Source organism: Nostoc sp., assembly GCF_036917555.1.
Lineage (GTDB): Bacteria > Cyanobacteriota > Cyanobacteriia > Cyanobacteriales > Nostocaceae > Nostoc.
Window position 1 is genome coordinate 1 of record NZ_JBALDD010000064.1, and the last position, 24,257, is coordinate 24,257.

22 protein-coding genes and 1 tRNA gene are annotated in these 24,257 nt (G+C 41.9%); 14 read left to right on the forward strand and 9 right to left on the reverse strand.

The window, feature by feature from the left end; all coding sequences use genetic code 11:
- Window positions 1–138: 138 nt before the first annotated feature.
- On the reverse strand, window positions 139–3,186 hold the full coding sequence (locus V7K60_RS25165; RefSeq protein WP_334929432.1) for a hybrid sensor histidine kinase/response regulator: 3,048 nt from the start codon (window positions 3,184–3,186) through the stop codon (window positions 139–141).
- 5 nt (window positions 3,187–3,191) lie between these two features.
- Here V7K60_RS25165 and V7K60_RS25170 point away from each other — a divergent pair, with 5 nt between their 5' ends.
- The gene (locus tag V7K60_RS25170; RefSeq protein WP_334929434.1) at window positions 3,192–3,515 is read left to right on the forward strand and encodes a hypothetical protein; all 324 of its coding nucleotides are present in this window, start codon (window positions 3,192–3,194) and stop codon (window positions 3,513–3,515) included.
- A gap of 5 nt (window positions 3,516–3,520) precedes the next feature.
- Here V7K60_RS25170 and V7K60_RS25175 read toward each other — a convergent pair whose 3' ends face one another.
- The 6 genes from V7K60_RS25175 to alr form a co-directional block, all read right to left on the reverse strand.
- A complete protein-coding gene (locus V7K60_RS25175; protein WP_334929436.1) occupies window positions 3,521–6,334 on the reverse strand; it encodes a methyl-accepting chemotaxis protein in 2,814 nt (937 codons plus the stop codon).
- 62 nt (window positions 6,335–6,396) lie between these two features.
- Window positions 6,397–6,894 (reverse strand): chemotaxis protein CheW, encoded by a 498-nt coding sequence (locus tag V7K60_RS25180; RefSeq protein ID WP_334929438.1) that lies wholly within the window; start codon window positions 6,892–6,894, stop codon window positions 6,397–6,399.
- A 4-nt stretch (window positions 6,895–6,898) separates the two neighbouring features.
- Window positions 6,899–7,276: a response regulator transcription factor gene (locus V7K60_RS25185; RefSeq protein ID WP_069071198.1), complete on the reverse strand. Its 378-nt coding sequence runs from the start codon at window positions 7,274–7,276 to the stop codon at window positions 6,899–6,901.
- A 62-nt stretch (window positions 7,277–7,338) separates the two neighbouring features.
- Window positions 7,339–8,406, reverse strand: a complete 1,068-nt coding sequence (locus tag V7K60_RS25190; RefSeq protein ID WP_334929441.1) for a response regulator — start codon at window positions 8,404–8,406, stop codon at window positions 7,339–7,341.
- Between the two features lie 649 nt (window positions 8,407–9,055).
- Window positions 9,056–9,137 (reverse strand) — tRNA-Leu (locus V7K60_RS25195).
- 142 nt (window positions 9,138–9,279) lie between these two features.
- A complete protein-coding gene (gene alr / locus V7K60_RS25200; protein WP_334929443.1) occupies window positions 9,280–10,467 on the reverse strand; it encodes an alanine racemase in 1,188 nt (395 codons plus the stop codon).
- A 410-nt stretch (window positions 10,468–10,877) separates the two neighbouring features.
- On the opposite strand from alr, the gene V7K60_RS25205 reads away from it, so the two are divergent.
- The 13 genes from V7K60_RS25205 (at window position 10,878) to V7K60_RS25265 (ending at window position 21,763) form a co-directional block, all read left to right on the forward strand.
- Entirely contained in the window at window positions 10,878–11,375 is a 498-nt protein-coding gene (locus V7K60_RS25205) for an HNH endonuclease (protein WP_094349059.1), read from the forward strand.
- Window positions 11,376–12,037: 662 nt separating this feature from the next.
- A complete protein-coding gene (locus V7K60_RS25210) occupies window positions 12,038–13,321 on the forward strand; it encodes a DHH family phosphoesterase (protein ID WP_334929445.1) in 1,284 nt (427 codons plus the stop codon).
- 172 nt (window positions 13,322–13,493) lie between these two features.
- A complete protein-coding gene (locus V7K60_RS25215) occupies window positions 13,494–13,964 on the forward strand; it encodes a DUF29 domain-containing protein (protein WP_334929446.1) in 471 nt (156 codons plus the stop codon).
- Between the two features lie 121 nt (window positions 13,965–14,085).
- Window positions 14,086–14,580 carry a hypothetical protein gene (locus tag V7K60_RS25220; RefSeq protein WP_334929448.1) on the forward strand — a complete coding sequence of 165 codons (495 nt, stop codon included), beginning with the start codon at window positions 14,086–14,088 and terminating at the stop codon, window positions 14,578–14,580.
- A 202-nt stretch (window positions 14,581–14,782) separates the two neighbouring features.
- The gene (locus tag V7K60_RS25225) at window positions 14,783–15,337 is read left to right on the forward strand and encodes an HNH endonuclease (RefSeq protein WP_334929450.1); all 555 of its coding nucleotides are present in this window, start codon (window positions 14,783–14,785) and stop codon (window positions 15,335–15,337) included.
- A 31-nt stretch (window positions 15,338–15,368) separates the two neighbouring features.
- Window positions 15,369–15,635, forward strand: coding sequence for a hypothetical protein (locus V7K60_RS25230; RefSeq protein ID WP_334929452.1), 267 nt, complete (start codon window positions 15,369–15,371; stop codon window positions 15,633–15,635).
- Between the two features lie 169 nt (window positions 15,636–15,804).
- Window positions 15,805–16,299, forward strand: coding sequence for a phosphohistidine phosphatase SixA (gene sixA, locus V7K60_RS25235; RefSeq protein ID WP_334929454.1), 495 nt, complete (start codon window positions 15,805–15,807; stop codon window positions 16,297–16,299).
- Window positions 16,300–16,407: 108 nt separating this feature from the next.
- A complete protein-coding gene (locus V7K60_RS25240; RefSeq protein ID WP_334929456.1) occupies window positions 16,408–17,544 on the forward strand; it encodes a citrate synthase in 1,137 nt (378 codons plus the stop codon).
- A 275-nt stretch (window positions 17,545–17,819) separates the two neighbouring features.
- Window positions 17,820–18,938: an NADH-quinone oxidoreductase subunit NuoH gene (nuoH, locus tag V7K60_RS25245; RefSeq protein WP_292775066.1), complete on the forward strand. Its 1,119-nt coding sequence runs from the start codon at window positions 17,820–17,822 to the stop codon at window positions 18,936–18,938.
- Window positions 18,939–19,174: 236 nt separating this feature from the next.
- Entirely contained in the window at window positions 19,175–19,759 is a 585-nt protein-coding gene (ndhI, locus tag V7K60_RS25250; RefSeq protein WP_104906370.1) for an NAD(P)H-quinone oxidoreductase subunit I, read from the forward strand.
- Between the two features lie 96 nt (window positions 19,760–19,855).
- On the forward strand, window positions 19,856–20,470 hold the full coding sequence (locus V7K60_RS25255) for an NADH-quinone oxidoreductase subunit J (protein WP_334929458.1): 615 nt from the start codon (window positions 19,856–19,858) through the stop codon (window positions 20,468–20,470).
- A gap of 60 nt (window positions 20,471–20,530) precedes the next feature.
- A complete protein-coding gene (gene nuoK / locus V7K60_RS25260) occupies window positions 20,531–20,836 on the forward strand; it encodes an NADH-quinone oxidoreductase subunit NuoK (protein ID WP_006199065.1) in 306 nt (101 codons plus the stop codon).
- 6 nt (window positions 20,837–20,842) lie between these two features.
- Entirely contained in the window at window positions 20,843–21,763 is a 921-nt protein-coding gene (locus tag V7K60_RS25265; protein ID WP_334929460.1) for an NAD(+) kinase, read from the forward strand.
- Window positions 21,764–21,772: 9 nt separating this feature from the next.
- On the opposite strand, the gene V7K60_RS25270 is transcribed toward V7K60_RS25265, so the two are convergent.
- Entirely contained in the window at window positions 21,773–21,895 is a 123-nt protein-coding gene (locus tag V7K60_RS25270; RefSeq protein WP_334929462.1) for a hypothetical protein, read from the reverse strand.
- Window positions 21,896–21,950: 55 nt separating this feature from the next.
- Window positions 21,951–23,720 (reverse strand): pentapeptide repeat-containing protein, encoded by a 1,770-nt coding sequence (locus V7K60_RS25275; protein WP_334929464.1) that lies wholly within the window; start codon window positions 23,718–23,720, stop codon window positions 21,951–21,953.
- Between the last annotated feature and the right edge of the window lie 537 nt (window positions 23,721–24,257).

Genomic DNA, 24,257 nt, shown 5'->3' on the forward strand with positions numbered 1-24,257 from the left:
AAGCACCGAATCATTGAGGAGCCGTGTGAGTTGGAAACTCTCATGCACGGTTTTGAAGACCAACGGGGTTGGTGACAACCTCGTTGAGTTTAATCGCCCTACGAAAATATTTGAAACTTAATTATGAATTATCAATTTTTAATTAGAAGCTGCCTTTTCTGCAACAGGATGAATTATTTCCTCCAGCGTTTGCAATAATTCTTGCTCGTTATAAGGTTTAGAAAAGTAAGCCCGTGCCCCCAATTGCATAGCTAGTTGCCGATGTTTATTGCTGCTACGAGAAGTTAACATCGCAACTGGAATATTTTTTGTATCAACGTCTGAATTTACCTTACCTAAAAAGCCATAACCATCAAGGCGAGGCATTTCAATATCGCAAATTACTGCCTCAACTTTCAATCCACTATGAAGTTTTTCTAAGGCATCTTGACCATCTTTAGCTTGCTCTACTTGATACCCTCCTTTTTCAAGGGTCAGGGCTAAAAAGCGGCGAACATTAATTGAATCATCTACGATTAAAATTGTGCCTTTGTGCTTAATAGATGCTGCTGATATTTTGTCTTCATCAAAAATTAGAAACGGTGTTTTTAACCTTGCTGATGGTAATTGAGTGCCTCTAGGTGTCCGCGGATTGGTAGCAATGCAATACAGCAACTCATTGACATTCACTAGTGGCACTACTCGACCATCACCGAGAATTGTGCAGTTGCTAAAACCTTCAGGTAAAGGTATATTCCCTTCAACTTGGCGAATAGCAACTTCTTGTTCGCCCCAACAACGGTCTATTTGGATTGCAACTGGTTGATTATTACCTTTGACTACTAACACACTGTTAGTACTAATGGCTGCCGGAATTTCCAACTCTGAGCTATCGTAGCGTAGGCAATTAAACTCTAAATAACGAGTTAGGCGAATCAGTGGCAGCATGGTTCCTTGCCAATTTAAAACTTCGCTACCAGCCATTTCAAAAACTCGCTCGTCTTGGAGTAAAGATATTTCTGAAATGACATCTGTGGGGAATGCTAATAGAATTTTATTGATTTCTACCAGCAGAACTCGGGCAACGGAAAGTGTAAACGGCACTGATAAGGTGAAGGTAGTACCAACTCCTGGTTCCGTATCAACTTTCACATCTCCTCGAATCAGTTTGAGGTTGTTGCGAACCACATCCATACCGACACCGCGACCAGATAATGCTGTGACTTGTTCAGAGGTAGTAAAACCTGGTTCAAAAATTAGTGATAATAGTTCTTCATCACTAGCATTAGCGAGTAAAGAAGCATCCAATCCCATAGCTAGGGCGCGGGTGCGAATTTTCTCCAGAGAAATGCCCCAACCATCATCACGGATAGTAATGAGAGTACGATTACTGCGGTGAGTAGCTGTAATTTCAATCAATCCTTGTTCTGGTTTACCCAAAAGGCGACGCGTCGCAGAGTCTTCGATACCATGATCGAAAGCGTTCCTTAATAGGTGCATCAAAGGTTCGTTTAAAGCTTCTAAAATGCTGCGTTCAATTAAAGTGTTGCCACCTTCAATTTTTAACTGAACATTTTTCCCATACTCGACATTTAAATCGCGCAAAGCTCTGGGAAAACGTTCAATTAAATCAGACAGCGGCCGCATTCGGATGTGATTTAGCTTGGTCTGTAACTGTTTCGATGTTTTGTTGAGTTTACGAGCAATATGGTCTGTATCATCTACACTGAGTTGCACATCTGTTGTGACTTCCTGTACCTGAACAATGGTTTCCATAACTTCCTGCGATCGCAGGTTTAATTCGTTATAGCGATCCATTTCTAAAGCATCAAATTCTGTGTTTGTATCTTGTACTTGGTGGACATTTTCAGCTTGTAGCTGTGCCCCATTAGACATGGTAGCTTGAGTAGAAATTTTGTCGGAGACTATACGTAATTCCTGGTTTTCGCGGTCGAGAACTTGGACTCGCTGGTTGAGGTTACGAACGAGTTTGCGTAATCTTTCTAGTTGCGAGTTTAACCCATTGCGCTGAACAATCAGTTCGCCAAATAAATCATTAATTTGCTCTAGTTGTTTGCTAGGAACTCGGACGCTATTTTCATGACTTTCTCGTTCTTTACCAACCGCAACTGGCTCTCCTTTGCCTTCGCTAAATTTGGCATCTGGAGGATTCTCTTCTTTAGCAAATATTGTATTGTGTTCAGTGATATTAACAGCATTTACGTCGTCGGCAAATTCTGCATCTATAAATGTAAAATTGGCTGCGATTGCTTCATCTTTAACCCAAGTTTCTGGAGTTATCTCTGCTTGCCAAACCGCTGTTGACACTACTTCTGTGTCGAGGACATCTGTGGGGAAAAGCTGTGGTATTACTTCTGCTGGTAATAATGGCTGGGATTGCGTATAACTACCCAAGTCAATTTCTGTAGGCAAGTTATCTAACTGATTTGTCAGCACCAAAGCTTGCGATCGCCGCCATGCTTGCAATGCTAACTGGGCAATTTCGGGAATGCGTTCCCCGAAGGGGTTGTCGAAGACATCGCTACTAACAGTTTCCAAATGCTGCGTTACCGACTCACAAAGCTTGCTAAAAGCTGGCAACTGGAGCATTTCTCCCAAACCGCCTAATTCAGCTGCCAGAATCGTAATTTCTTCATGCAATCCGGGCTGTTTGGTATCTGCCAATATAGATTCTAGACGCTGCAAACACTCTTCTACTTCTGTGGCAAATAGCAAAGGAATAACGTCTTGCCCGTCCTCTGGGGATAGCATAGTTGAGGCATCTTCTGGAGTGGGGTCGCCCAAGCGATCGTGTAACTCATCAAAGATGGGATAACAAAAAGTTGCTAACCACTGATCTTCAACAACATTCCCTTCTGCAAGCAATTCTACAATTTGACGCAGCCAGTCAACTCCAGATAGCAATAAACTTTGCAACTGAGTATCAATTTCTAAAGAATTTTTTTTAGTTTTTAAAACTTTAAAGGAATCTTCCAGACGGTGAGATAAATCACTTAGTGATTTAAATCCCATCATCCCTGCGCCACCTTTTATAGAATGAGTGGCCCGCAGTGCAGCATTGATTTTATCTAAATCGATGCGGTTACTAGTATCAATTTCTAGCAATACCCCTTCTAAGGTATTTAAGTAATCTGTTGCTTCTTCCAGAAACTGCATCTGGATTTCTAATTCTTTGTCTTGTAGCATGGTTTTTGTCCTTAGTCATTGGTCATTGGTCATTAGTCACTTGTACTGAGCGTTCGCGTAGCGTCTCGCAGAGAAGCCGAAGTATTGGTCATTGGTCATTAGTCACTTGTACTGAGCGTTCGCGTAGCGTCTCGCAGAGAAGCCGAAGTATTAGTCATTGGTCATTGGTCATTAGTAAAGGGACAAATGACAAGGGACAAATAACAAAAGTCATTCGTCATTGGTCATTAGTAAAAGGACAAAAGACAAATGACAACAGACAAATAACAAAAGTCATTCGTCATTGGTCACTAGCAAATCGCAAAGGACAAAGGACAAATGACAAATGACAAACTTAACTAACTTTGAAAGCCTCGACAGTCTCTTGCAATTGCTGGGAAATGTCCACAGTTTGTTGCAGAGATTGGGAAACTTGGTGAGAAGAATCGCTGGTGCGTTGTGATATAGCAGCGATATCTTTCATCAATTGGCTAACACTTTGTGATGTTTCAACCTGAGATGCTGTTGCAGTAGAAATCGACTGCACTAAGGAGTCAATTTGACACGATACATCTAAAATTTCACTCAGACTTTGTTTCGCCTCCTCTACAATTCGAGTACCTTCTACCACTTGGGTAGTGCCTATTTCCATTGCTTGCACTACTTCACTGGTTTCTCGTTGGATATTTTCAACAATTTGTTCAATTTCTTGGGTTGCTGCGGCACTCCTAACTGCTAGTTCGCCGACTTCTTCAGCCACCACGGCAAAACCTTGACCTTCTTCACCCGCACGTGCTGCTTCAATGCCGGCGTTGATAGCAAGCAAGTTGGTTTGAATCGCGATTTGGTTAATCAAGGAAACCACGCGAGAAATTTGTTGCGAAGACTCTCCCAAACGTTTCACTTTCTTGGCAGTTTCACCCACAGTTTCCCGCAAAGAGAGGATATTTTGTACTGTCAAATCCATCGCGTGTCCGCTATTGGTGGCGGTGTGAGCAGCATGGTTAGCAATGAAGGCAGCTTTTTCGGCACTTTCGGCTACAGCTTTCATTGATTGGGTCATTTGGTCAACAGCATCAAGGGTGTGGTTGATTTCGGCAGCTTGGGTGAGTGCTTCCTCTGCTAGGTGGCGGATGGCTCCTTCGTTAGAGCCAATGGCACTATTCACATGGATAGCAGCTTGTTTAACTTGGGTAACAATATCCCGGAGGCTTTCCACAATGGAGTTGAAAAAGTCGGCAACAGTGCCGATTTCACCAGCGGTTACGTCTGCACGTACTGTCAAGTCGCCTCTAGCTGCACCTTCTACGTCGTTGAGTAGTTGTAAAAGTTGTTGTTGCAGTGTTTCGTCTGATCCACTCACAGTTACATCTCTGACTTTTTCTATCTCTTCTAATAACTTGGCTTGTTCTAAGGCATAGCCGACTTGAGTTGCTATTTGTTGAAACAAGTCAATTTCTGCCTGTTGCCAAACACGAGGAGTTTCGCAATGATGAGCAATTAATAAGCCTAAAAGTTTTTCTTGGGCAAGAATCGGTACGATTAAATGACCTTTGACAGCAAATTTTTCCAACAGTTGGATATAACCGTCAGCGTTTTTCAGACTTTGGTCTTGATGAATATTGGCAACTACTTGCACCTCTTCATTGCGATCGCTTTTTAGATAATGTTCTCGAAAATAGGGGTCATCAATTTCCACTCCCAGCATTTCCGGCCAATTACCAGTTACCGATTCCGCAACGACAACGCCAGCCAAAGTACCTGGATTCAGACTATAAATGATTACTCGGTCTGTTTTGAGGATTCGCTGAACTTCTTTGACTGCTGCATGATAAATATCTTCAGTTTTGAGAATTCTCCGAATCCGTAGGGTAATATCTGCTAGTAATTTTGCCCCTTCAACGTCCAGTTCCTGTTGCTGTTCCTTAACTAAAACCTGCAATTGTTCAGCCATCAGGTTGATATTTGCACTCAATACCCCTAATTCGTCTTCTCTTTCAATTTCCAGACGGGTATTAAATTTACCTTGACCTAACTTTGCTAATGCCGCAGTTGCATTGAGAATTGGCTGTGTAGTCAGTTTAGCTAACCGAGATGCGATCGCACCCACAATCAATGCTGTCAGTGCTGTGCCGATGGCTATAGTCCACAACAATTGTCTTTGCGGCTCAAATACAGTTGCGGTGTCTGTAGATAAAAGTACCTGCCAGTTTAAATCAGGTAAGCCATCTAGGGTACTAAGTGGTACGTAGCTAACTAGCTCTTGTTTTTTGTGAGTTTTGGGAACTTCTATAAAACTATCTACCTTTTTAGCTGCTAGCAGCTTAGGTAAATTAGAATACTTTCCCTTGGCCTCTTTCCCCAATAATTCCTTTTGGGGACTCAAGAAAACCGTTCCCGAAGCATCGAGCAAATGGTATTGTTGTCCATTGGCTACGTAGTTTTTGATGACTTCCCCTAAAGATTTTACGGGCATACGTGCTTGTACCACGCCAATAGTTTGACCTGTTCTTGTCTCTTTCACAGGTGCGGCTAGATAAATACTCACAACACTAGTATTTTTTGCTGCTTCTGGTTTGCTAATGACAGGAGTATCTTTTTGTAAAGCGTCTTGAAAATAGATACGGTCTTTTTGATTTTCCAAGGGTTCCCCGCCTGTGGACTGAACAATCAAGTTACCTTGGCGATCAAAAACAGCAATGCTGTCATAAGCTTTGTAGGCTTCGACAAACCGATCTAAGACTGCTTGCTTTTCTTGAGTACTAATACTAGCTTGAGAACTTGTCAAAAATAGCAAGTTTGATATTACCTGAATATCACCGTAGCGTCCCAACATAAAGCGGTTAACTTTATCACTTAAGCCAGTGGCTTCAGCTTGTTGAGATTGAGTAATTTGCTTAGTAATAGATTTGTTAGCAAAACCAAAAGCGATCGCACCGATGCCCAAAACTGGTATTGTACCGATTGCGATCGCTAAAATAGTCGCTTTCTTAACCAATCCCAGCCTTGTAAAAGAGGCAATCCCCTGATTCAAAGAAGAATTATTAGCACTTTCAGTAGTCAGCTTAGTTGGTAGTTTTACTACAGTCCCAATGGCTTTTTGAGATGAAATCAGTGGTGCTCGATTTTGAGCGCTATTACCTTGATTCGTGTTGGTTTTATTAAACATAAAAGTAGTTCTCCTAAGTATGTGAATAAGAACACTAAAAATCTTTTTTTTAGTAGTAAACCCTAATCACTGCGGAGAATAGAAGACTGCACAATTGCCTGTGCATCTAATACCAGTAATATTTCTTTCTGTTGCACAACGCACCCACATAAATAAGGAACTAAACTGGATGCCACTTGTCCGATAGGAGAATGAATATCATCAACGATGAACTTAGTTGTACCTTTTATTTCTTGTACAACTAAGCCCAACACTAATGATTCCACTTGGATAACGATTACATTGTATTGGCGCAGTCGGTAATCTAGGTATTCTAAATTGAGCATTCTTGGTAAATCAACTACCCAAATTATCCGACTCCGCCAATTCATTAATCCTAATATGCAGGACGGCATATTGGGTATTGACGTAATAGATTCAACAGACACAAGAATTGCTTCTTGCGTATGCCTCATTGATAAAACAGCAGTTGTTTGTTGATTAAGCTGAAACTTCAGATAACCATCTGCTAAATTATTTGGGATTGGTTTTGAAGAAAGAGTAATGTTTGTACTAGTCATTAATTCAAATTACCACTGATTTAATAGTACGTAGGAGATGTTCGCGGGTATAAGGTTTAGTTATATAGGCATCTGCACCTTGTCTCATTGCCCACAAACGGTCAATCTCTTGATTTTTGGAACTACAAACCACAATCGGCACTTTTGCAGTAATCGGATTTCTTCTTAGAGAACGACATAATTCAAATCCGCTCATTTCTGGCATTACTACATCAGTAACGATCGCATCTGGTTTTTCTAACACAGCTTTTTCTAAACCCTCTTTTGCACCACTTGCTTTAATTACGTTGTAACCACTCTCTTTCAGATAATGGCTCATTAATTCCAATTCGCTGGGAGAATCTTCTACAATCAAAATTGTGCCAAGCAAAGTCAGGCTCACTATTAAATCTCCTAAAAAAATAAATTAAACATATTTTGTTATTTTTATTTGCCTTATTTTAATCAACCAAGATGCTTAAAAACCATTTTTAGCAATTCTGATTGTGTAAAAGGCTTAGTCAAATATCCTGACGATCTGACCATTTTAGCCTTTGCCCTGTCAATAAATCCTGTTCTCCCAGTCACCATAAGGATCGGTGTATTTTTAAAAACTGAATGTTTACGTAATAAGGAACATAGTTCATAGCCATCTAAACTTGGCATTTCAACATCTAGTAAAATCAAATCGGGCTTACTGCGCAGAATTTGCATTAAAGCTTTTACCGGATCGTTGATCATCACAACTGAAAATGTGTTTTCATCCAAAAAGTGCTTAATGGAATTCAAAACAGTTTGGCTATCATCAATGCAGGCAATTGTATATAGTTTTTTGCCAACAGCTGACTGAGTAGTTTTATTATTATCAGGAATATCAAAATTGATTGGTATTGGCAATTTTTGTCCAATCTTTATTTGCATCTGTGGCTGAACTTGAGACGTTTGTGTTGTAGAAAAAACTTGGGAACTCCCACCAGCCGGAATTGATGACTGAATATTTTGCCGATTTCGTAACTGCTTTTGACAGTGTTCAACAAGTAACCGTAAATCCAGGCGACAGAACTTTGGTAATTCATCCAAAGAGCTTTCTGGACTGAATTCATAGCTACCTTCTTTTAAACACAAAAATGATTCCATTACTTCTTTTGCCAATTCGTCTATCAGGTTTCCTGCTTGCACAGAGGTAATATAGTCCTGATTTACTAACCAACAAATAGCTTGGTAATCCGCATTTGATATTGATTGATGTTCATTCTTCATCTCAAACATCAGCCGCATCTGTACACGAGTGGCGCTGTTGAGAGCAGGAATTTGCTGACTCAAGCGCCGTAAGTGACTGTCAAGGCGCTCAAATAGTTTATCTGAATAGGAGGCATAAGTAAGTTTACCGTCCTCTAGATAGATTGACCAAGAAACTATCCCGGTAAATACGCTTAAGCAACCCGTAGCACGCCGACTAGTTAATTGTGCCAACAGAGATAGCGGATGTAGTTTCTGGAACAACCTGTAGCTACCTATAGGAGTTGTGCTCATTTTGCTTTTACTTCAGCTAAAATTCGATACGTGTAAGCTAAATTCGTGTAGAGTTATTCCACAATTAAAATCAAGTAAAAAGCATTAAACTTTTGTATTTTAAAGTACATCAGTTTACGTCTAGGTTTGTGGTGAAACTCAACGAGAGTAGCGTATTTTGAGATGAGCAAATCTTAGTAAATTCGTAAATTGTGATTAATCTACTTAGTGTTACTGAGATTTATAAACATCTTTCGAGAAATAAGACATAAAAATGTCAAGACTAGATGAAGCCACTTTCCATTGAGTAACCCCAATCTGACCAGAGAAATAATACTGATTTTGTTGATGGTAATATCTTTGAACTTCTGTATTTACACTTAAGTAAAATCTAGTTTGTAAATAAATAAGAACTAAATGAAGCCACTTTGCATCGGGTAACTTCAAATCTACCTCAGTAATAATACTTATTTATTGCTTTTAGCACATGTATTTTTTATTATTTATATTTAAAAACGTAGATTAAACATTCTGCAAAAGGGAAGTTTTGCAGAGTGTTTTACCGCCGATTTTTATATAAGCCATATTTAAATAGGCTGGTAACTATCCTTGAAGTTTTCACTCAAGTACTAAGTACCAGCCTAAACAAGGCAATTTAATTTATCAAAAGTGCGGATGAAAGGACTTGAACCTTCACTCCTTTCAGAACTAGAACCTAAATCTAGCGCGTCTGCCAATTTCGCCACATCCGCATCATCAGTTTACTATCATAGCATAATAAATTATTTTTGGGAATAGGGAATAAGGAGGACAAGGGGAAGTTATCGATCAATCTCTCCCTTGTCTTCCCCCCCTTCCCTGTCCCCCTTGTCTCTTCTCATGCCCCATGCCCAATTACATGACTGCAACACGAGGCAGACGATGCTTAAATCCACAGAGAATTTCCCAAGAAATAGTGTTTAATTGTTTTGCCCAGTCGTCCGCTGAAATTTGTTCTTTTCCCTGTTCTCCTAATAAGGTGACTACTTCTCCTTCTTGGATATTAGGTATGGTACTCACATCCAGCATCAACTGATCCATTGTAATTGTCCCGATTTGCGACACCCGCTGACCGCGAATTAACGCCTGCATTTTGTTGGAAAGACTGCGAGGAACACCATCAGCATAGCCAATTCCCACAACTGCGAGGCGAAGTTCGTGTGGGGCAATAAATTGATGCCCGTAGCTAACACCAGTTCCTGCAGCAATTGTTTTAACTTGGGTGACTCGTGCTTTAAGTTGCAAAACGGGCTTGAGATTGATCGCATTTTGTAAATGCGGTGCTGGATATAGTCCGTAAACAGCTAAACCTACACGTACCATGTCGTAATGCAGTGCTGGATTTGTGAGTGCAGCAGCTGAGTTTGCCAAGTGCAAACAGGGTACTTGAATTCCCATTGCTTTGATTTGAGCGATCGCATCCTCAAATCGTTTATGCTGTGCCTCCATTGCCGTGGTATCAGGATCGTCTGCTGTCGCCAAATGAGAATAAATACTGGCAATCTCAAGATGCGGTAATCGCTGCACTAATTGCACAAATTCGCCAGCTTGCTGCCAATCAGTTCCCAATCTAGACATTCCCGTGTCTAATTTAATGTGTACGGGCACTGGAGAACCATGATTCATCGATTCTAAGGTATCAGAAAATACTAAAGCTTGTTTAGGGCTACAGAGTGTGGGCTGAAGTTTCCATTGTGCGATCGCATGAATCTGCTCTAGTGTATGAGTTGCCCCTAAAATCAAAATGGGCGCTTGAATCCCGCCTTCTCGCAATTGAATAGCTTCTGGAACTGTAGCCACTCCCAGCCAACTAGCTCCCGATTGGATGGCAATTTGGGCGACTGTCACTGCTCCATGTCCATAGGCATCAGCTTTTACTACTGCCATCAACTGGGTACGCGGCGATAAAAACTCCACCAATTGCTTTACATTGTACGACAACGCCTCTAAATCAATTTCTACCCAAGCTCGTTGCGAAAACCACGCGTAGGTATCGCACTGCTGATTAGGAACTACACCAGGGATTTGTTTGCGACTTAACATTTGTACTGACTCCTATCCCGCCACGGCTAAACTTTCAAGTTATCTATCTATACACGCTCCTAAAAGCGAGATCAGATTAAATAGGAAGTTTAACCTTCAGATTGGAATTGATACAAGATGTTGCGGCGCTAGAGTAAAAGTTAAGAGTTATGAGTGAGGAGTTAGGAGTTAGAAGTAAATCTTACAGTTCAACTTTTCACTCCGTTCTTCTCTACGAGACGCTGCACGATTGCGTCAGTCTAGGTAATAATTTTAATCAAGTGATAAATTTGACTTTCCAACTCTTAACTCCTCACTCCTAACTCCTAACTTAATTTCCAAATTCTCCCGAAAGTATAATTTCTTCTCATCTCCCTAGCAGGGTGTATTTGTGTTAATATATTGTAAAACTCATACCCTGAGCGCAAATAATGGGGAAGGTTTTAGTCTTAAACGCCTCTTACGAACCTCTCAATATAACGAGTTGGCGTCGTGCTGTGGTTCTTTTAATCAAGGGCAAAGCAGAACGCGTGGAACACAACGGTAAATTTCTGTACACAGATTTCCCGTTGCCGACCGTGATCCGGTTGCGTCATTATGTACGCGTTCCTTATAAAGAAATCCCTCTAACTCGCCGAAATATATTGCACCGTGATGGTCATGCCTGTCAATACTGTGGTTACACAGGGGATGAGTTGACACTAGACCATGTAATACCGCGATCGCGCGGCGGAGGCGATACTTGGGAGAATATTGTTACCGCTTGTGTCCGTTGCAATGTCAAAAAAGGCAGTCGGACTCCTCACGAAGCTCACATGCCTTTGCGTCATCCCCCGCGCCAACCTTATAGCAGTCTCTATTTCGAGGTCAGCAAACATCTTAAGAGTGGACTGCATACAGAGTGGCAAAAGTATGTTATAGGTCTTTGAGCAAAAAATCAGAGGAGCAAAGGAAAAAGAAGAAATACCCTCTTTCTTTGGGAGATAGCCAATAACTTTAGTTATTGAATGTTAAAAAATTGGTGGCTATATGGCTGGCAACGAAGGCGATTGCATCAACTATCAAGCTTTTAAATTTGTTGTATGTATATAGGTTTCCCCTTTGCTCTTTACTTTTCTTGTATTTTGCCCCTTTCCATTGGACTTTACTCTAAATTTCCAGAATTTTCAAAGGGGATAGGAAACACGCGTTGTTAATCAAAAATAATTGTTAATTGCTCAATAGTTACAAGAATGAGAATAGTAAGTATAAGAATATTTAAAAAATCAAGGACTAATTTTAAAGTATAAAATAGAAAATATACCCTAAGTTAGATAAAAATCCCCCTGATTCAATTTACGAAAGAGAACAAAACTCCTAATACATATTTATGCTGCCAGATACAGCCCGATATCCTAAACTTCTTTGCTGTATGCCCTTTAGTGGAAATTAGTTGATTGTTGAGCGCTGTTAGTGACAAGAAATATACTTAGATGTATAGTGCAATGTTTTCAGATTTTTGCGAAGATCATAATAATGTGGCTAAATTCAGTGAATTGCTGCTCGTAGTATTTCTGAATTAAAGGAGCCTCACACTTTAAAAAAGTTCCCTATGTACTTTAATTCTCCCGTTACTCAGTTTGAGAGTTTGTCATTGACCACAGAGCCAAACCCAGAGGAACCTGAAATCGAGAAAGCGCCAGTGGAAGTTGCATTTAAAAGTCCGTCATTACCGCCATCGGTAGGTGATGGGGCTATATATCTTAGTCAGCGTGGTAATTCTCTGGCACAACAAAAGTCAGAAGAACTGCAAAAAACCCTTTTGGCACACCGACACGATCGCCAACTGGTAATTTTGCAAGATTTTCCTGACCCTGATGCCCTTTCCTGTGCCTGGGCTTACCAGTTAATTGCCCAGCAATATGATATCAAATGTGAAATCATTTATGCTGGCGCATTGAGCCATCAAGAAAATATTGCCTTGGTAAGGCTGACTAATTTACCTATCCAACGCTGGACAACACAAACCTTGAAAACAAAAGATTTGTCATCTTATCAAGGTTTTGTCTTAATTGACAACCAAGGAACCACTTCACAACTACTGTCAGCGGTGCAGCAGGCTGGAATTCCTTTAGTGGTACTCATTGACCATCACAGTATCCAAGGCGATCTGCAATCAGAGTTTGAGGATATTCGTCCTTATGTAAGAGCGACGGCAACAATTTTTACTCAATATCTCCAAACAGGATTATTAGCATTAGATAGCAGCATAAATCAACATGTCAAATGCGCTACTGCCTTGATGCATGGCTTGCGATCGGATACAAATCGGCTCATGCAAGCGCAAGAAGAAGATTTTATGGCAGCGGCGTATTTAAGCCGATTTTATGACGCCCAACTGCTAAATGCCATTTTACAGGCGAACCGTTCCAAGCGGGTAATGGATGTGATCGAGCGATCGCTCAAAAATCGCATCGTCCAAAATAACTTTTCCATTGCTGGTGTTGGCTACTTACGCTACGAAGACCGTGATGCCATCCCCCAAGCGGCTGATTTTCTTGTCACCGAAGAAAACGTTCACACTGCCGTAGTTTACGGCATTGTTCACGATGAAGACGAAGAATTAGAAATAGTCATTGGCTCCCTGAGAACCAGCAAACTTACCCTTGACCCCGATGAATTCATCAAAGAAGCCTTTGGACAAGATAGTGCAGGGCGCTTTTTCGGCGGTGGAAGAACAAGCGCAGGCGGCTTTGAAATTCCAATGGGCTTCTTATCTGGCAGCAACGAAAATTCTGCTTATGCGAAAATGAAATGGGAAGTATTCGACGCTCAAATTAAGCAAAAACTGTTGAGGTTAGTTAATCCTAGAGATAATCCGATTCAGTCGGAGTAGAGGGAACTCAAGGAGACGTGGAAAACTCCTAACCAATGCAGCAGTCAAGTTTGTTCAGATAGCATCCCTTCCCGATTTTTGATAAAAGTCGGGAATTTGGGTTTTATGACGAATGCTGAACTTAATCAAAGTTAACTTGCGCCTACCTATTTATTTGTGAAGAAGGAGCGCCATGAAGTCTATAAAACTCCAAATCTTACAAACTCTGTATAAGCAAGATTTTTATGCTTGGGTAGAGCAGACAGCAGAGCTTTTGCGATCGCACCACTGGGAGGCGCTGGATTTAGAACACTTAATTGAGGAAGTGGTGGACTTGGGTAAGAGTCAACAACGGGCGTTGCAAAGTGCGTTGCGGTTAGTCTTATCACATTTGTTGAAGTGGAAGTATCAACCCGAACGCCGCAGCCGCAGTTGGCAAGTTACCATTACCCGTGAGCGACTGAATATAGATGAATTGCTGCAAGAAAGTCCTAGCTTGCAGCGTTTTTTAAATGATGCTGAGTGGATTAATACTATATATCAAAGAGCGCGGCGAGAGGCAATGGTGGAAACAAGTTTATCAGAGGATAACTTTGCGATCGCTTGTCCCTTTACTGGCGATGAGATTTTAGACTTAGACTTTTATCCTAACGCTGACCAATGATCGTAAGGTTATTTACCCTATAATAACTGCTACACATACTCTAAATTGGGTAAATATACGGCTTATTTTTAGTATTATAAATGGCTAGCATCATGACAATCATGATTAGTCAATTTTATCTATGATGGAAACTATAATTTTTCTTTGCAACGGTGAAGCAAAATATAACAGTGGACAAGGAATCATTAAAAATAGTAAACTTCCTGGCTTGATAAAGTCAGAAATTTCGTCAGGAGAATACTACGAAACATCCTGGAGTTGCTCGAATTCTAGATTCATACAGGTTGGAGATAGAGCGTACTTTCAGAGAAGCGGAAATACTGGCAATGAACCTAGTGGCTTTATTGCTGCTGGTCATATTATTGCAGCACCAAAAGATTATCAACTAAAGGTTTTAGATAGCAAAAAATATTCAGATTTAAGTGAAGCGTACATATCCGATAATGCTGGATGTTTTTTCGTTTACATTCAAATAGATTCAGTTGTTGATTTTGATTTCCCTCTAAAACAAAAAAATTTAAAAAAATTACCTCAATTTCAAGGTATAAATTTTAATTTTGGAGGTGGCGGTTGTAGATTCAATAGTAAAGCTGCTCCCTTTTTAGATTCAGAATGAAAAGAACATTCTCTCAAATATCAAAGGTTAGAAAAAGGGCGAAGACTTGTTGATGTATTTGTTGAACAAGGTGATGATTGGAAGAAAAAAAAGCAGTATCAAGCTGCAATTGATGCTTATCAACTAGCTTTGGAAGTTGATCCAAAAGATGGCAAAGCAATTGAGAGAATAAAGAATTGTAAATCAATTATTAAAAGGGAGAGTGAGATATCTAAGCCTCCAGAAGCTACCGATAGAACCAAAGCCTAAAATACTGCTGATTGAGTCAGAGCCATCGCCAGAGACGAATGAACTATTGCCCGCAATAGAAGAGCTTGATAAGGAAAACTTCTTCACTTGTACAAGTGATACTGAGGCTCGTCAAAAAATTGCTGTATCAATAGTTAGGAGGCAGGGTCAATCACAGTTTCGTCAATCTTTGCTGAAAGCCTATTCTTGCAAATGTGCAATTACAAATTTTGATGCTGAGGCTGCACTTGAAGCTGCCTACATTATTCCTTACATTGAAACTGAAAATAATCATCCGTCAAATGGTTTGTTATTACGTGCTGATTTGCATACCTTATTTGACTTAAACCTCATTGCCATTAATCCAACAACAATGATGGTCTATATTTCCCCTATTCTCCGAACCACTGAGTATCGAACAATTCAGGGAAGAAAGCTACAGGTTCCAAAAGATGAAATCTGCCGTCCCAACCAACAATTTTTGAAACAGAGGTTTCAGCAGTGTAAATGGTGTCAAAATATTTTATAGTTATCACCTTCAATTTTTTTAAGGCATAAGAATGACACAGCAAGAATTGTTGAATGAGTTTTTATCCCTTCCTCCTGAAGCACAGCGTCAACTCATGGAATTTATTGCTTTTTTGCGACAAAGATATGCAGTAGTTGAATCTGCCTCTCAGTCGCCAGATATTGACTTGATAAATGATAGCTTTATTGGGATGTGGAGCGTAGATGTAGCCCGTCGTAGACATCGCCAAGATTTAGCTGATAGCACTGCTTGGGTGCGCGGTGTTCGAGAAAATGAGTGGTCAAAGTCACATGACTAACTCAACCATCATTTTGCCATATCCATAACATGTTAAAACGCCTAACACTTTACTACATCAGACAGATGGCAGATTCACGAATACGTAATGATGATTAAGATTAAGATAGATTAATGAACATAAGCGTAACTAATAACTCAGTACAGGCTACGCTAATAAAATTAAAAATATGGAACTATATTTAATTCGTCATGGCATCGCTGAAGACAAGGGATTAGGCATCCAAGATGAAAAGCGCAGCCTTACCAAAGAAGGAAGGCAAAAAACTGAGAAAGTTGCCCAGAAACTTGTTAAATTAGGTTTAAACTTTGATTTAATTCTCACCAGTCCCTTAGTGCGGGCCCGCCAAACGGCTGAAATTTTAATAGCAGAAAAACTAAGCTCTCAGTTAGAGGAATCTAGCCACCTCGCCCACAATGGTCAAATTTCTAGTTGGCTAAAAGACTGGTTAGAACCAAGAAATTATTCCCAAAATACCCAACTGGCGCTGGTTGGACACGAACCTGATTTGACCAGTTGGGCTGAAATTCTCCTGTGGGGAGAAGTCAAAGCAAGCTTAGTCTTGAAAAAAGCAGGTATGATTGGGATAAAACTACCAGAAACAGGTTCTCCTCTGGGTCGTAGTCAGATGTTTTGGTTGACACCGCCCAAGTACCTGCTATAACAGTTTTTCAACATTTTCGATTGTTGTTAGAACGGCTACTGTTATGGCGACAATAAATTTCTGGTAAGTTAGCTTGATCAGATATTTCACAAAGCGAATGGTGTTGCCATGATGGTGTGCGAATACAAGCCTGGTTTAGAAGGCATTCCCGCCGCTCAATCAAGTATCAGCTATGTTGATGGGCAAAAGGGAATACTAGAATATCGTGGCATTAGGATTGAGGAATTAGCAGAAAAAAGTACATTCTTAGAAACTGCTTATCTCTTAATCTGGGGTAAACTGCCAAGCAAAGAAGAACTGGAAACATTTGAGCATGAAGTTCGTTACCACCGACGGATAAAATACCGCATTCGGGACATGATGAAATGCTTTCCAGAAAGCGGTCATCCAATGGATGCCTTGCAAGCCTCCGCTGCTGCTTTAGGCTTGTTTTATTCGCTCCGCGATTTACATAATCCTGTCTATATTCGAGATTCGGTGGTGCGCCTGATAGCAACCATTCCCACAATGGTGGCGGCGTTCCAACTGATGCGAAAAGGCAACGATCCGGTACGTCCCCGTGATGACTTAGACTACTCCGCTAACTTTTTATACATGCTCAATGAGCAAGAACCCGATCCTCTGATGGCGCGGATTTTTGATATCTGCTTGATACTTCAGGTCGAGCATACAATGAATGCTTCCACTTTCAGTGCCAGGGTGACAGCTTCCACCTTGACCGATCCTTATGCTGTGGTTGCTAGTGCTGTCGGAACTTTGGGTGGGCCTCTGCATGGTGGAGCCAATGAAGAAGTAATTCAGATGTTGGAAAAAATTGGCTCTGTGGAAAATGTCCGTCCCTACATAGAGGACTGTCTGCAAAGTAAATCTAAGATTATGGGCTTTGGACATCGTGTCTATAAAGTTAAAGACCCACGAGCCACAATTTTACAAGGACTAGCAGAGCAACTGTTTGAGAAGTTTGGCCATGACAAATTCTATGACATTGCTCAAGAAATGGAACGAGTGGTAGAGGAAAAACTCGGTAGCAAGGGGATCTATCCCAATATTGACTTTTATTCCGGTTTGGTGTATAGAAAGATGGGGATTCCCACAGACTTGTTTACGCCAATATTTGCGATCGCTCGTGTTGCCGGTTGGCTAGCCCACTGGAAAGAACAACTAGCAGAAAACCGGATTTTCCGTCCTACCCAGGTTTACAACGGTCATCACGAAGTAACTTATACCCCCATTGACAAACGGTAATTGGGCATTGGGTATGGGGTATAGGGCATAGTTATTCTCCTTATCCTCTCATCCTATATCCACTCAATAGCGAATCTCAATGCCAACCATAAGTAGAAGTTCTCATCTCGCTTCAGGGTGCTCAAACCATCCAACGATATACTAGGCATGGGAATTGGCAACAAATCTTCAATCGGGCGTCATTACAGCAAAAATTAAAAATGAGTGAATTTACAGGTATTAATTTAACTAATAGTTGTAACTCACCATAACTCGATGTCTTAAAGAGCGGAAACATGAATTCAGGAATTGACCTCCAAGGAACTTTTATTGAATCCCTCCGGGATTTAGGTATACCAGCAGGAACAGCCAAAGCGATTTGGATGCCGCTGCCAATGATACTGATGCTGATTGGGGCGACAGTGGGGGTATTAGTTGCTACTTGGCTAGAACGGAAAATTTCTGCCTCTGCACAGCAGCGAATTGGGCCAGAATACCAAGGGCCTTTTGGGTTGCTGGTGCCTGTAGCGGATGGTCTGAAGCTGGTATTTAAAGAAGATATAGTACCAGCCAAGTCTGACCCCTGGCTGTTTACCCTTGGCCCGATTATTGTTGTAATTCCGGTGTTTCTGTCGTTCCTGATTGTGCCCTTTGGACAGAATATCGTAATTAGCAATGTGGGCATGGGCGTATTTTTGTGGATTGCCTTGTCAAGCATTCAACCCATTGGTTTATTAATGGCTGGCTACGCATCTAATAACAAATACTCCCTCTTAGGGGGGTTGCGGGCAGCAGCGCAATCTATTAGTTATGAAATTCCTTTGGCGCTGGCGGTGTTAGCGATCGCTATGATGTCTAACAGCCTCGACACCGTTGATATTGTAAATCAACAGTCTGGCTACGGCATTCTGGGCTGGAACATTTGGCGACAACCAATCGGTTTTCTGATCTTTTGGATAGCCGCCCTAGCTGAATGCGAACGATTACCCTTTGACTTACCCGAAGCGGAAGAAGAAATCGTCGCTGGCTATCAGACTGAATACTCAGGTATGAAATTCGGTCTGTTCTACCTGGGTTCCTACGTTAACTTGATCCTTTCTTCCTTACTAGTAGCAATTCTCTATCTGGGCGGTTGGGACTTTCCTATTCCCCTCAACCTCATTGCTGGTTGGCTGGGAGTCAGTGAAGTAAATCCTGTGTTCCAGATAGTAACTGCGGCTTTGGGTATCATCATGACCGTGTTCAAAGCCTATTTACTAGTGTTTGTCGCCATCCTGTTGCGCTGGACAGTGCCACGGGTACGGATTGACCAACTGTTAGATTTAGGATGGAAGTTTTTGTTGCCAGTTGGTTTGGTTAATCTGCTATTAACCGCCGCCTTGAAACTAGCCTTTCCCTTCGCTTTTGGTGGTTAGTCATTAGTCATTAGTCATTAGTGAGCCAGCGCGGTTTTCTCCCAAAGGGAGAGGCTAGCGCCAAGGGGGTTTCCCCATGAGTGACTGGCGTTAGCGTTTGCGCAGCGTCTCGTAGAGAAGCGGTAGCGACGCAGGAGCGTCACCCGTAAGGGTCATTAGTACAAATGACTAATGACCAAGGACGAAAGACAAGGGACAAATAACGCTGATAGCTTCAAAAGAGAGAGTGAAACACAATGCTAAAGTTCCTAAAACAAGTTGGTGATTACGCCAAAGAAACGGTACAAGCTGCGCGTTACATTGGTCAGGGACTTTCTGTCACCTTCGACCACATGCGGCGGCGTCCAATTACTGTACAGTACCCTTACGAGAAACTAATTCTTGGCGAACGGTTTCGCGGTAGGATTCACTTTGAATTTGATAAGTGCATCGCTTGCGAAGTTTGCGTTCGCGTTTGTCCAATTAACCTACCTGTAGTCGATTGGGAATTCGACAAAGCCAGCAAAAAGAAAAAACTCAACCACTACAGCATTGACTTTGGAGTTTGTATCTTTTGCGGTAATTGTGTGGAATTTTGCCCAACTAACTGTCTATCGATGACAGAAGAGTATGAGCTTTCCACTTACGATCGCCATGAATTGAACTACGACAACGTAGCACTAGGTCGTCTGCCTTATAAGGTAACAGACGATCCAATGGTTACACCACTGCGTGAACTAGTTTACCTACCCAAAGGCGTCCTCGAACCCCACGGACTACCCGCAGATGCGCCACGTGCAGGTGCGCGTCCAGAAGACTTGGTAGAACAAACAGAAAAATAAATATCATTTGTCATTTGTCCATTGTCCTTTCTTAATGACCAATGACCAATGACCAATGACTAATGACCAATGACAATTGACTAAGGACAAAAAACAGTGAATCTAGCAGAAGGAGTACAGTTAGTATCACTTGGCATACTGGGCGTGATGATGATTGGGGCAGCCATTGGTGTGGTGCTGTTCTCTAACATCGTCTATTCTGCCTTTTTGCTAGGGGGTGTGTTCATCAGCATAGCGGGAATGTACCTGTTGCTAAATGCTGATTTTGTTGCGGCTGCACAAATACTAATTTACGTTGGGGCGGTTAACGTGCTGATTTTGTTTGCCATTATGTTGGTGAACAAGCGACAGAACTTTGTAGCATTTCCTAACTCTTGGGTGCGTAAAGTACTTACGGGTGTAGTTAGCGTAGGATTGTTTGGTCTTTTAAGTACGATGGTGCTGGCTACCCCTTGGACCTACTCAACTGCTCCTGTAGCGCGTGGTGAAAGTTCTATAGTTTTGATTGGAGAACATTTCTTCACTGACTTTTTACTACCTTTTGAACTGGCTTCCATTTTGCTGCTGATAGCGATGGTAGGAGCAATTATTTTGGCACGTCGTGAGTATTTGCCAGATCAACTGACACGATCCGATCTGGGGCAAACTGTTTTGACTTTGCAAGAACGCCCCAGAGAACTAGTATCAACAACCAGCGAAACAAAAGAGTAATATTTGCGACCTGAGTCGCAGAAAAACAGCCAGATTTTTCCAGGAGGGATACTCAGATTCATGCAACTCCAGTACTTTTTATTACTAGCAGCAGCTTTATTCTGCATCGGCATCTACGGTTTAATTACCAGCCGCAACGCTGTGCGGGTGCTGATGTCAATTGAATTACTGCTCAATGCTGTTAATCTGAATTTAATGGCATTTTCCAACTTCCTCGACTCAACATTAATTAAGGGTCAGGTTTTCACAGTATTTGTGATTACCGTGGCCGCAGCCGAGGCGGCGGTGGGTTTAGCGATCGTGCTGGCCATTTATCGCAACCGTGATACCGTCGATATGGAGCAGTTTAATCTCCTGAAATGGTAATTGTGCGTGCAACTCAAGCAGGTAATCATTGCTTATAAAGCGCGGGATGCCCGGAGTAAAGAATGGGCAGAAATCTGTGCTAAACAACTAGAAAGCCGCGATTGCCAAGTGTTGATGGGGCCTAGCGGGCCGAAAGACAACCCCTATCCAGTCTTTTTGGCTTCGGCGGGTCAACCAATCGATCTCGCTTTGGTACTCGGTGGCGATGGTACTGTTTTAACTGGTGCCAGACATTTAGCCCCAGCTGGTATCCCAATTCTGGGAGTGAATGTGGGAGGTCATCTGGGGTTTTTAACTGAGTCAGTGGAAGAGTTTCAGGATACAGAGAAAGTTTGGGATCGGCTGTTTGAGGATCGCTATGCTATCCAACGACGGATGATGTTGCAAGCTGCGGTGTATGAGGGTCATGGATCTAATTTAGAACCAGTGAGCGAACGTTACCTGGCTTTGAATGAATTTTGTGTTAAACCCGCCTCCGCTGACCGAATGATCACCTCAATTCTGGAAATGGAAATCGATGGTGAGGTAGTCGATCAATACGTCGGGGATGGGTTGATTATTTCCACTCCTACAGGTTCCACAGGTTATACTGTTTCTGCTAATGGGCCAATTATGCATGATGGTATGGAGGCGATTACCGTCACTCCTATTTGTGCAATGAGCCTTTCTAGTCGTCCCCTCGTTTTACCCCCTGGTTCTGTGGTGAGTATTTGGCCTTTAGGGGATTACGATTTGAGTACCAAGCTGTGGACAGATGGGGTTTTAGGGACTTCAATTTGGCCGGGACACCGTGTTGATGTGCGGATGGCAGAGTGTCGGGCTAAATTTATTATTTTGCGCGAGAACAATTCTTACTATCAGACGCTGCGGGAGAAGTTGCTTTGGGCAGGTACAAGGGTTCACTACAGCAATAATCACCGTAATTAATTAAGTATTCTAGAGTGCATTTATCGCAGATTGCGATCGCGTACCCGCCCGCCGTAGGCGATCGCAACCGAAATTACCCAAGCCCCTGGATTCATCTGGGGGCTTTCTAGTTGTATGGAGAAACCTATACATATTTATAGATAAATGTATTGGCTCTTTAAACTTTAGTATAAAATCTCGTCTCATCTCAATTCAATCCCAGTTCTTCCTTCAACGCCTCCGGTACATTAACTGCTGTCTCTAATCCCCGCACACTTTCCCACTGCTGCTTTTTACCCCAGATCATTTCTTCTAGATTGGCGTCGCTAAGGTCTGCACCACCTAGAATGGCATAACTGAGGTTGCTATGGCTAAGATTCGCGCCGTTGAGGATAGCACCACTGAGGTTACTGCCACTGAGGTTAGCACTGTTAAGGTTGGCATAGCTGAAGTCTGTGCCAAACAGGATGGCGTCGGTGAGGTCAGCACCACTGAGGTCGGCGTCGTTGAGAATCACGCCGCTGAGGTCAGCTTCATTGAGAATCACCTGACTCAGGTCTACGCCGCTGAGGTCGGCACCTAAGAACATTGCACCATTAAGTCTGGCATTATTAAGTTTGGCACCGTTGAGTTTGGCATAGCTGAGGTCTGCGGCAACAAGGATAGCATTGCTGAGGTTGGTACTGAAAAGAATTGTGTCACTGAGGTTAGTACCGTTGAGGATGGCGTAACTCAAATCAGCACCACTGAGGTCGGCGCGGCAAAGGTCGGCATGGCTAAGGCTGACGCTATTAAGATTGGCTTCACTCAGATTTGCACCGAAAAGGATGGCGTTACTTAGGTCAGCATGGCTGAGGTTAGTGCTGCTAAGGTCGGCGCGGTTGAGGTCGGCGTGGCTAAGGTCGGCACGGCTAAGGTTGGTATTGCTAAGGTCGGCGCGGTTGAGGTCGGTGCGGCTAAGGTTGGCACAGCTAAGGTTAGCACCGCTGAGGTTGGTGCTACTGAGGTCGGCACCGCTGAGGTTAACACCGCTGAGGTTGGCACCGCTGAGGTTGGCATCGCCGAGGTTGGCACCGCTAAGGTTAGCACCGCTGAAGTTTACGCCAGTTAAGTTGGCATCGCCGAGATAAGCAAGGCTTAGGTCAGCACCACTAAAATCTACCCCTGTAAGGTTGGCATCGCCGAGGTAAGCATTGCGAAAGTTACCGCCTTTAAGGAATTGTCCAACTATACTGCTAAAGTTGCCAATTTCCAGGGCATCGCTATAATTGATAATCCGCAGCAGTTGGGATGTGAAAAAATTGTCTGTGTCCGGTTGTGCAGATGGATAGAAGGTGATTTTTTGTTTGAGTTCATCTCGCCCTTGGGCGTAACGGTGTAACTCTAATAATAAAATCAGTACGTTCAGCCCTGTATATATGTCTACCTGTCTCAACCCGAGCGCAATATTTTGTGCCGCTAGCTTTAACTTTGTTTTCTGAGGCAGGTTATCATCTGGTGTCCCATCAATAAATTCTCCGTGACACCAGCGACGATAAAAATCTTCTAGCCGCCCAAAAAGCAATTCTGGACGAATTTTTTGACTAGTCACAACCAATTCCATTAGTTGGTTGACTATTTCAGGTTTCAGGGCACCACTACCCAATAAATCATAAATCTCCTCATACATCTGGCGATCGCATACTTTAAAGCAAAACCCAGTGAGTAAAGTGCCCAATGTGCGATCGTCTATCTGAGAAGTCAAACCGTTCTTTGGTATTGTCCATTTTTCTAAGCTTTTTTGCAGTTTTGGAGAGTATAAATATTCCTGCAAATTATCTTGAGCTAATCTCACGCTTTTATCTGGTTCTTTAATATTTTTTCCTAGAGTTAAAACTGCTTCAGTTTCTGGTGATGTGGTCTTTGGCATCTCTTGTAACCTTGTACCACTCACATAATTTCTCAGTAGTTGCCAGACTTGAGATAAATATGTTGACATTTTTGTTTCCGTTGTTACATTTAAATAACTGTTTTTGATAATCCTGAATTAAAAACTTTTCTATGCTAGTTTGGTTTGCATTCCCAACAATCAATAGTATAAATAAATACTATAGTAAAAAAATCATGAGTTGGCGATGTTAACGACGGGCTACTTCTGATGAATTTGCCAACGGTGTTTCTGGATGGCGGCTTCTTGCTCACCTGTAGTAGCCTTAAGCTTCTTCTTATGATGTAAACAAAGTGTTAACTTAAAAATTCTTTCAAAAACCAAGTAATTCCATGCTTTGGCTAATTTGTTATACTTTTTTCCCATAAATTTACTAGTCTGATGTAAAAATCATACTTACTGTTTGTCGGAGATACAATTGTTAGGAAAAATCCTACACTAAAACAGCACAACAAAGCTGAAAAATGGCAACTAAAATTTAACTTGAAAGTTTGTTGCCTAATATAAAGCAGCTAAGAGATAGAATCGGCAGAGGGCAGGCTATTTGGCTTTGCAAAAGTTAAAAATTAACGAGAGATAGTTATCAGG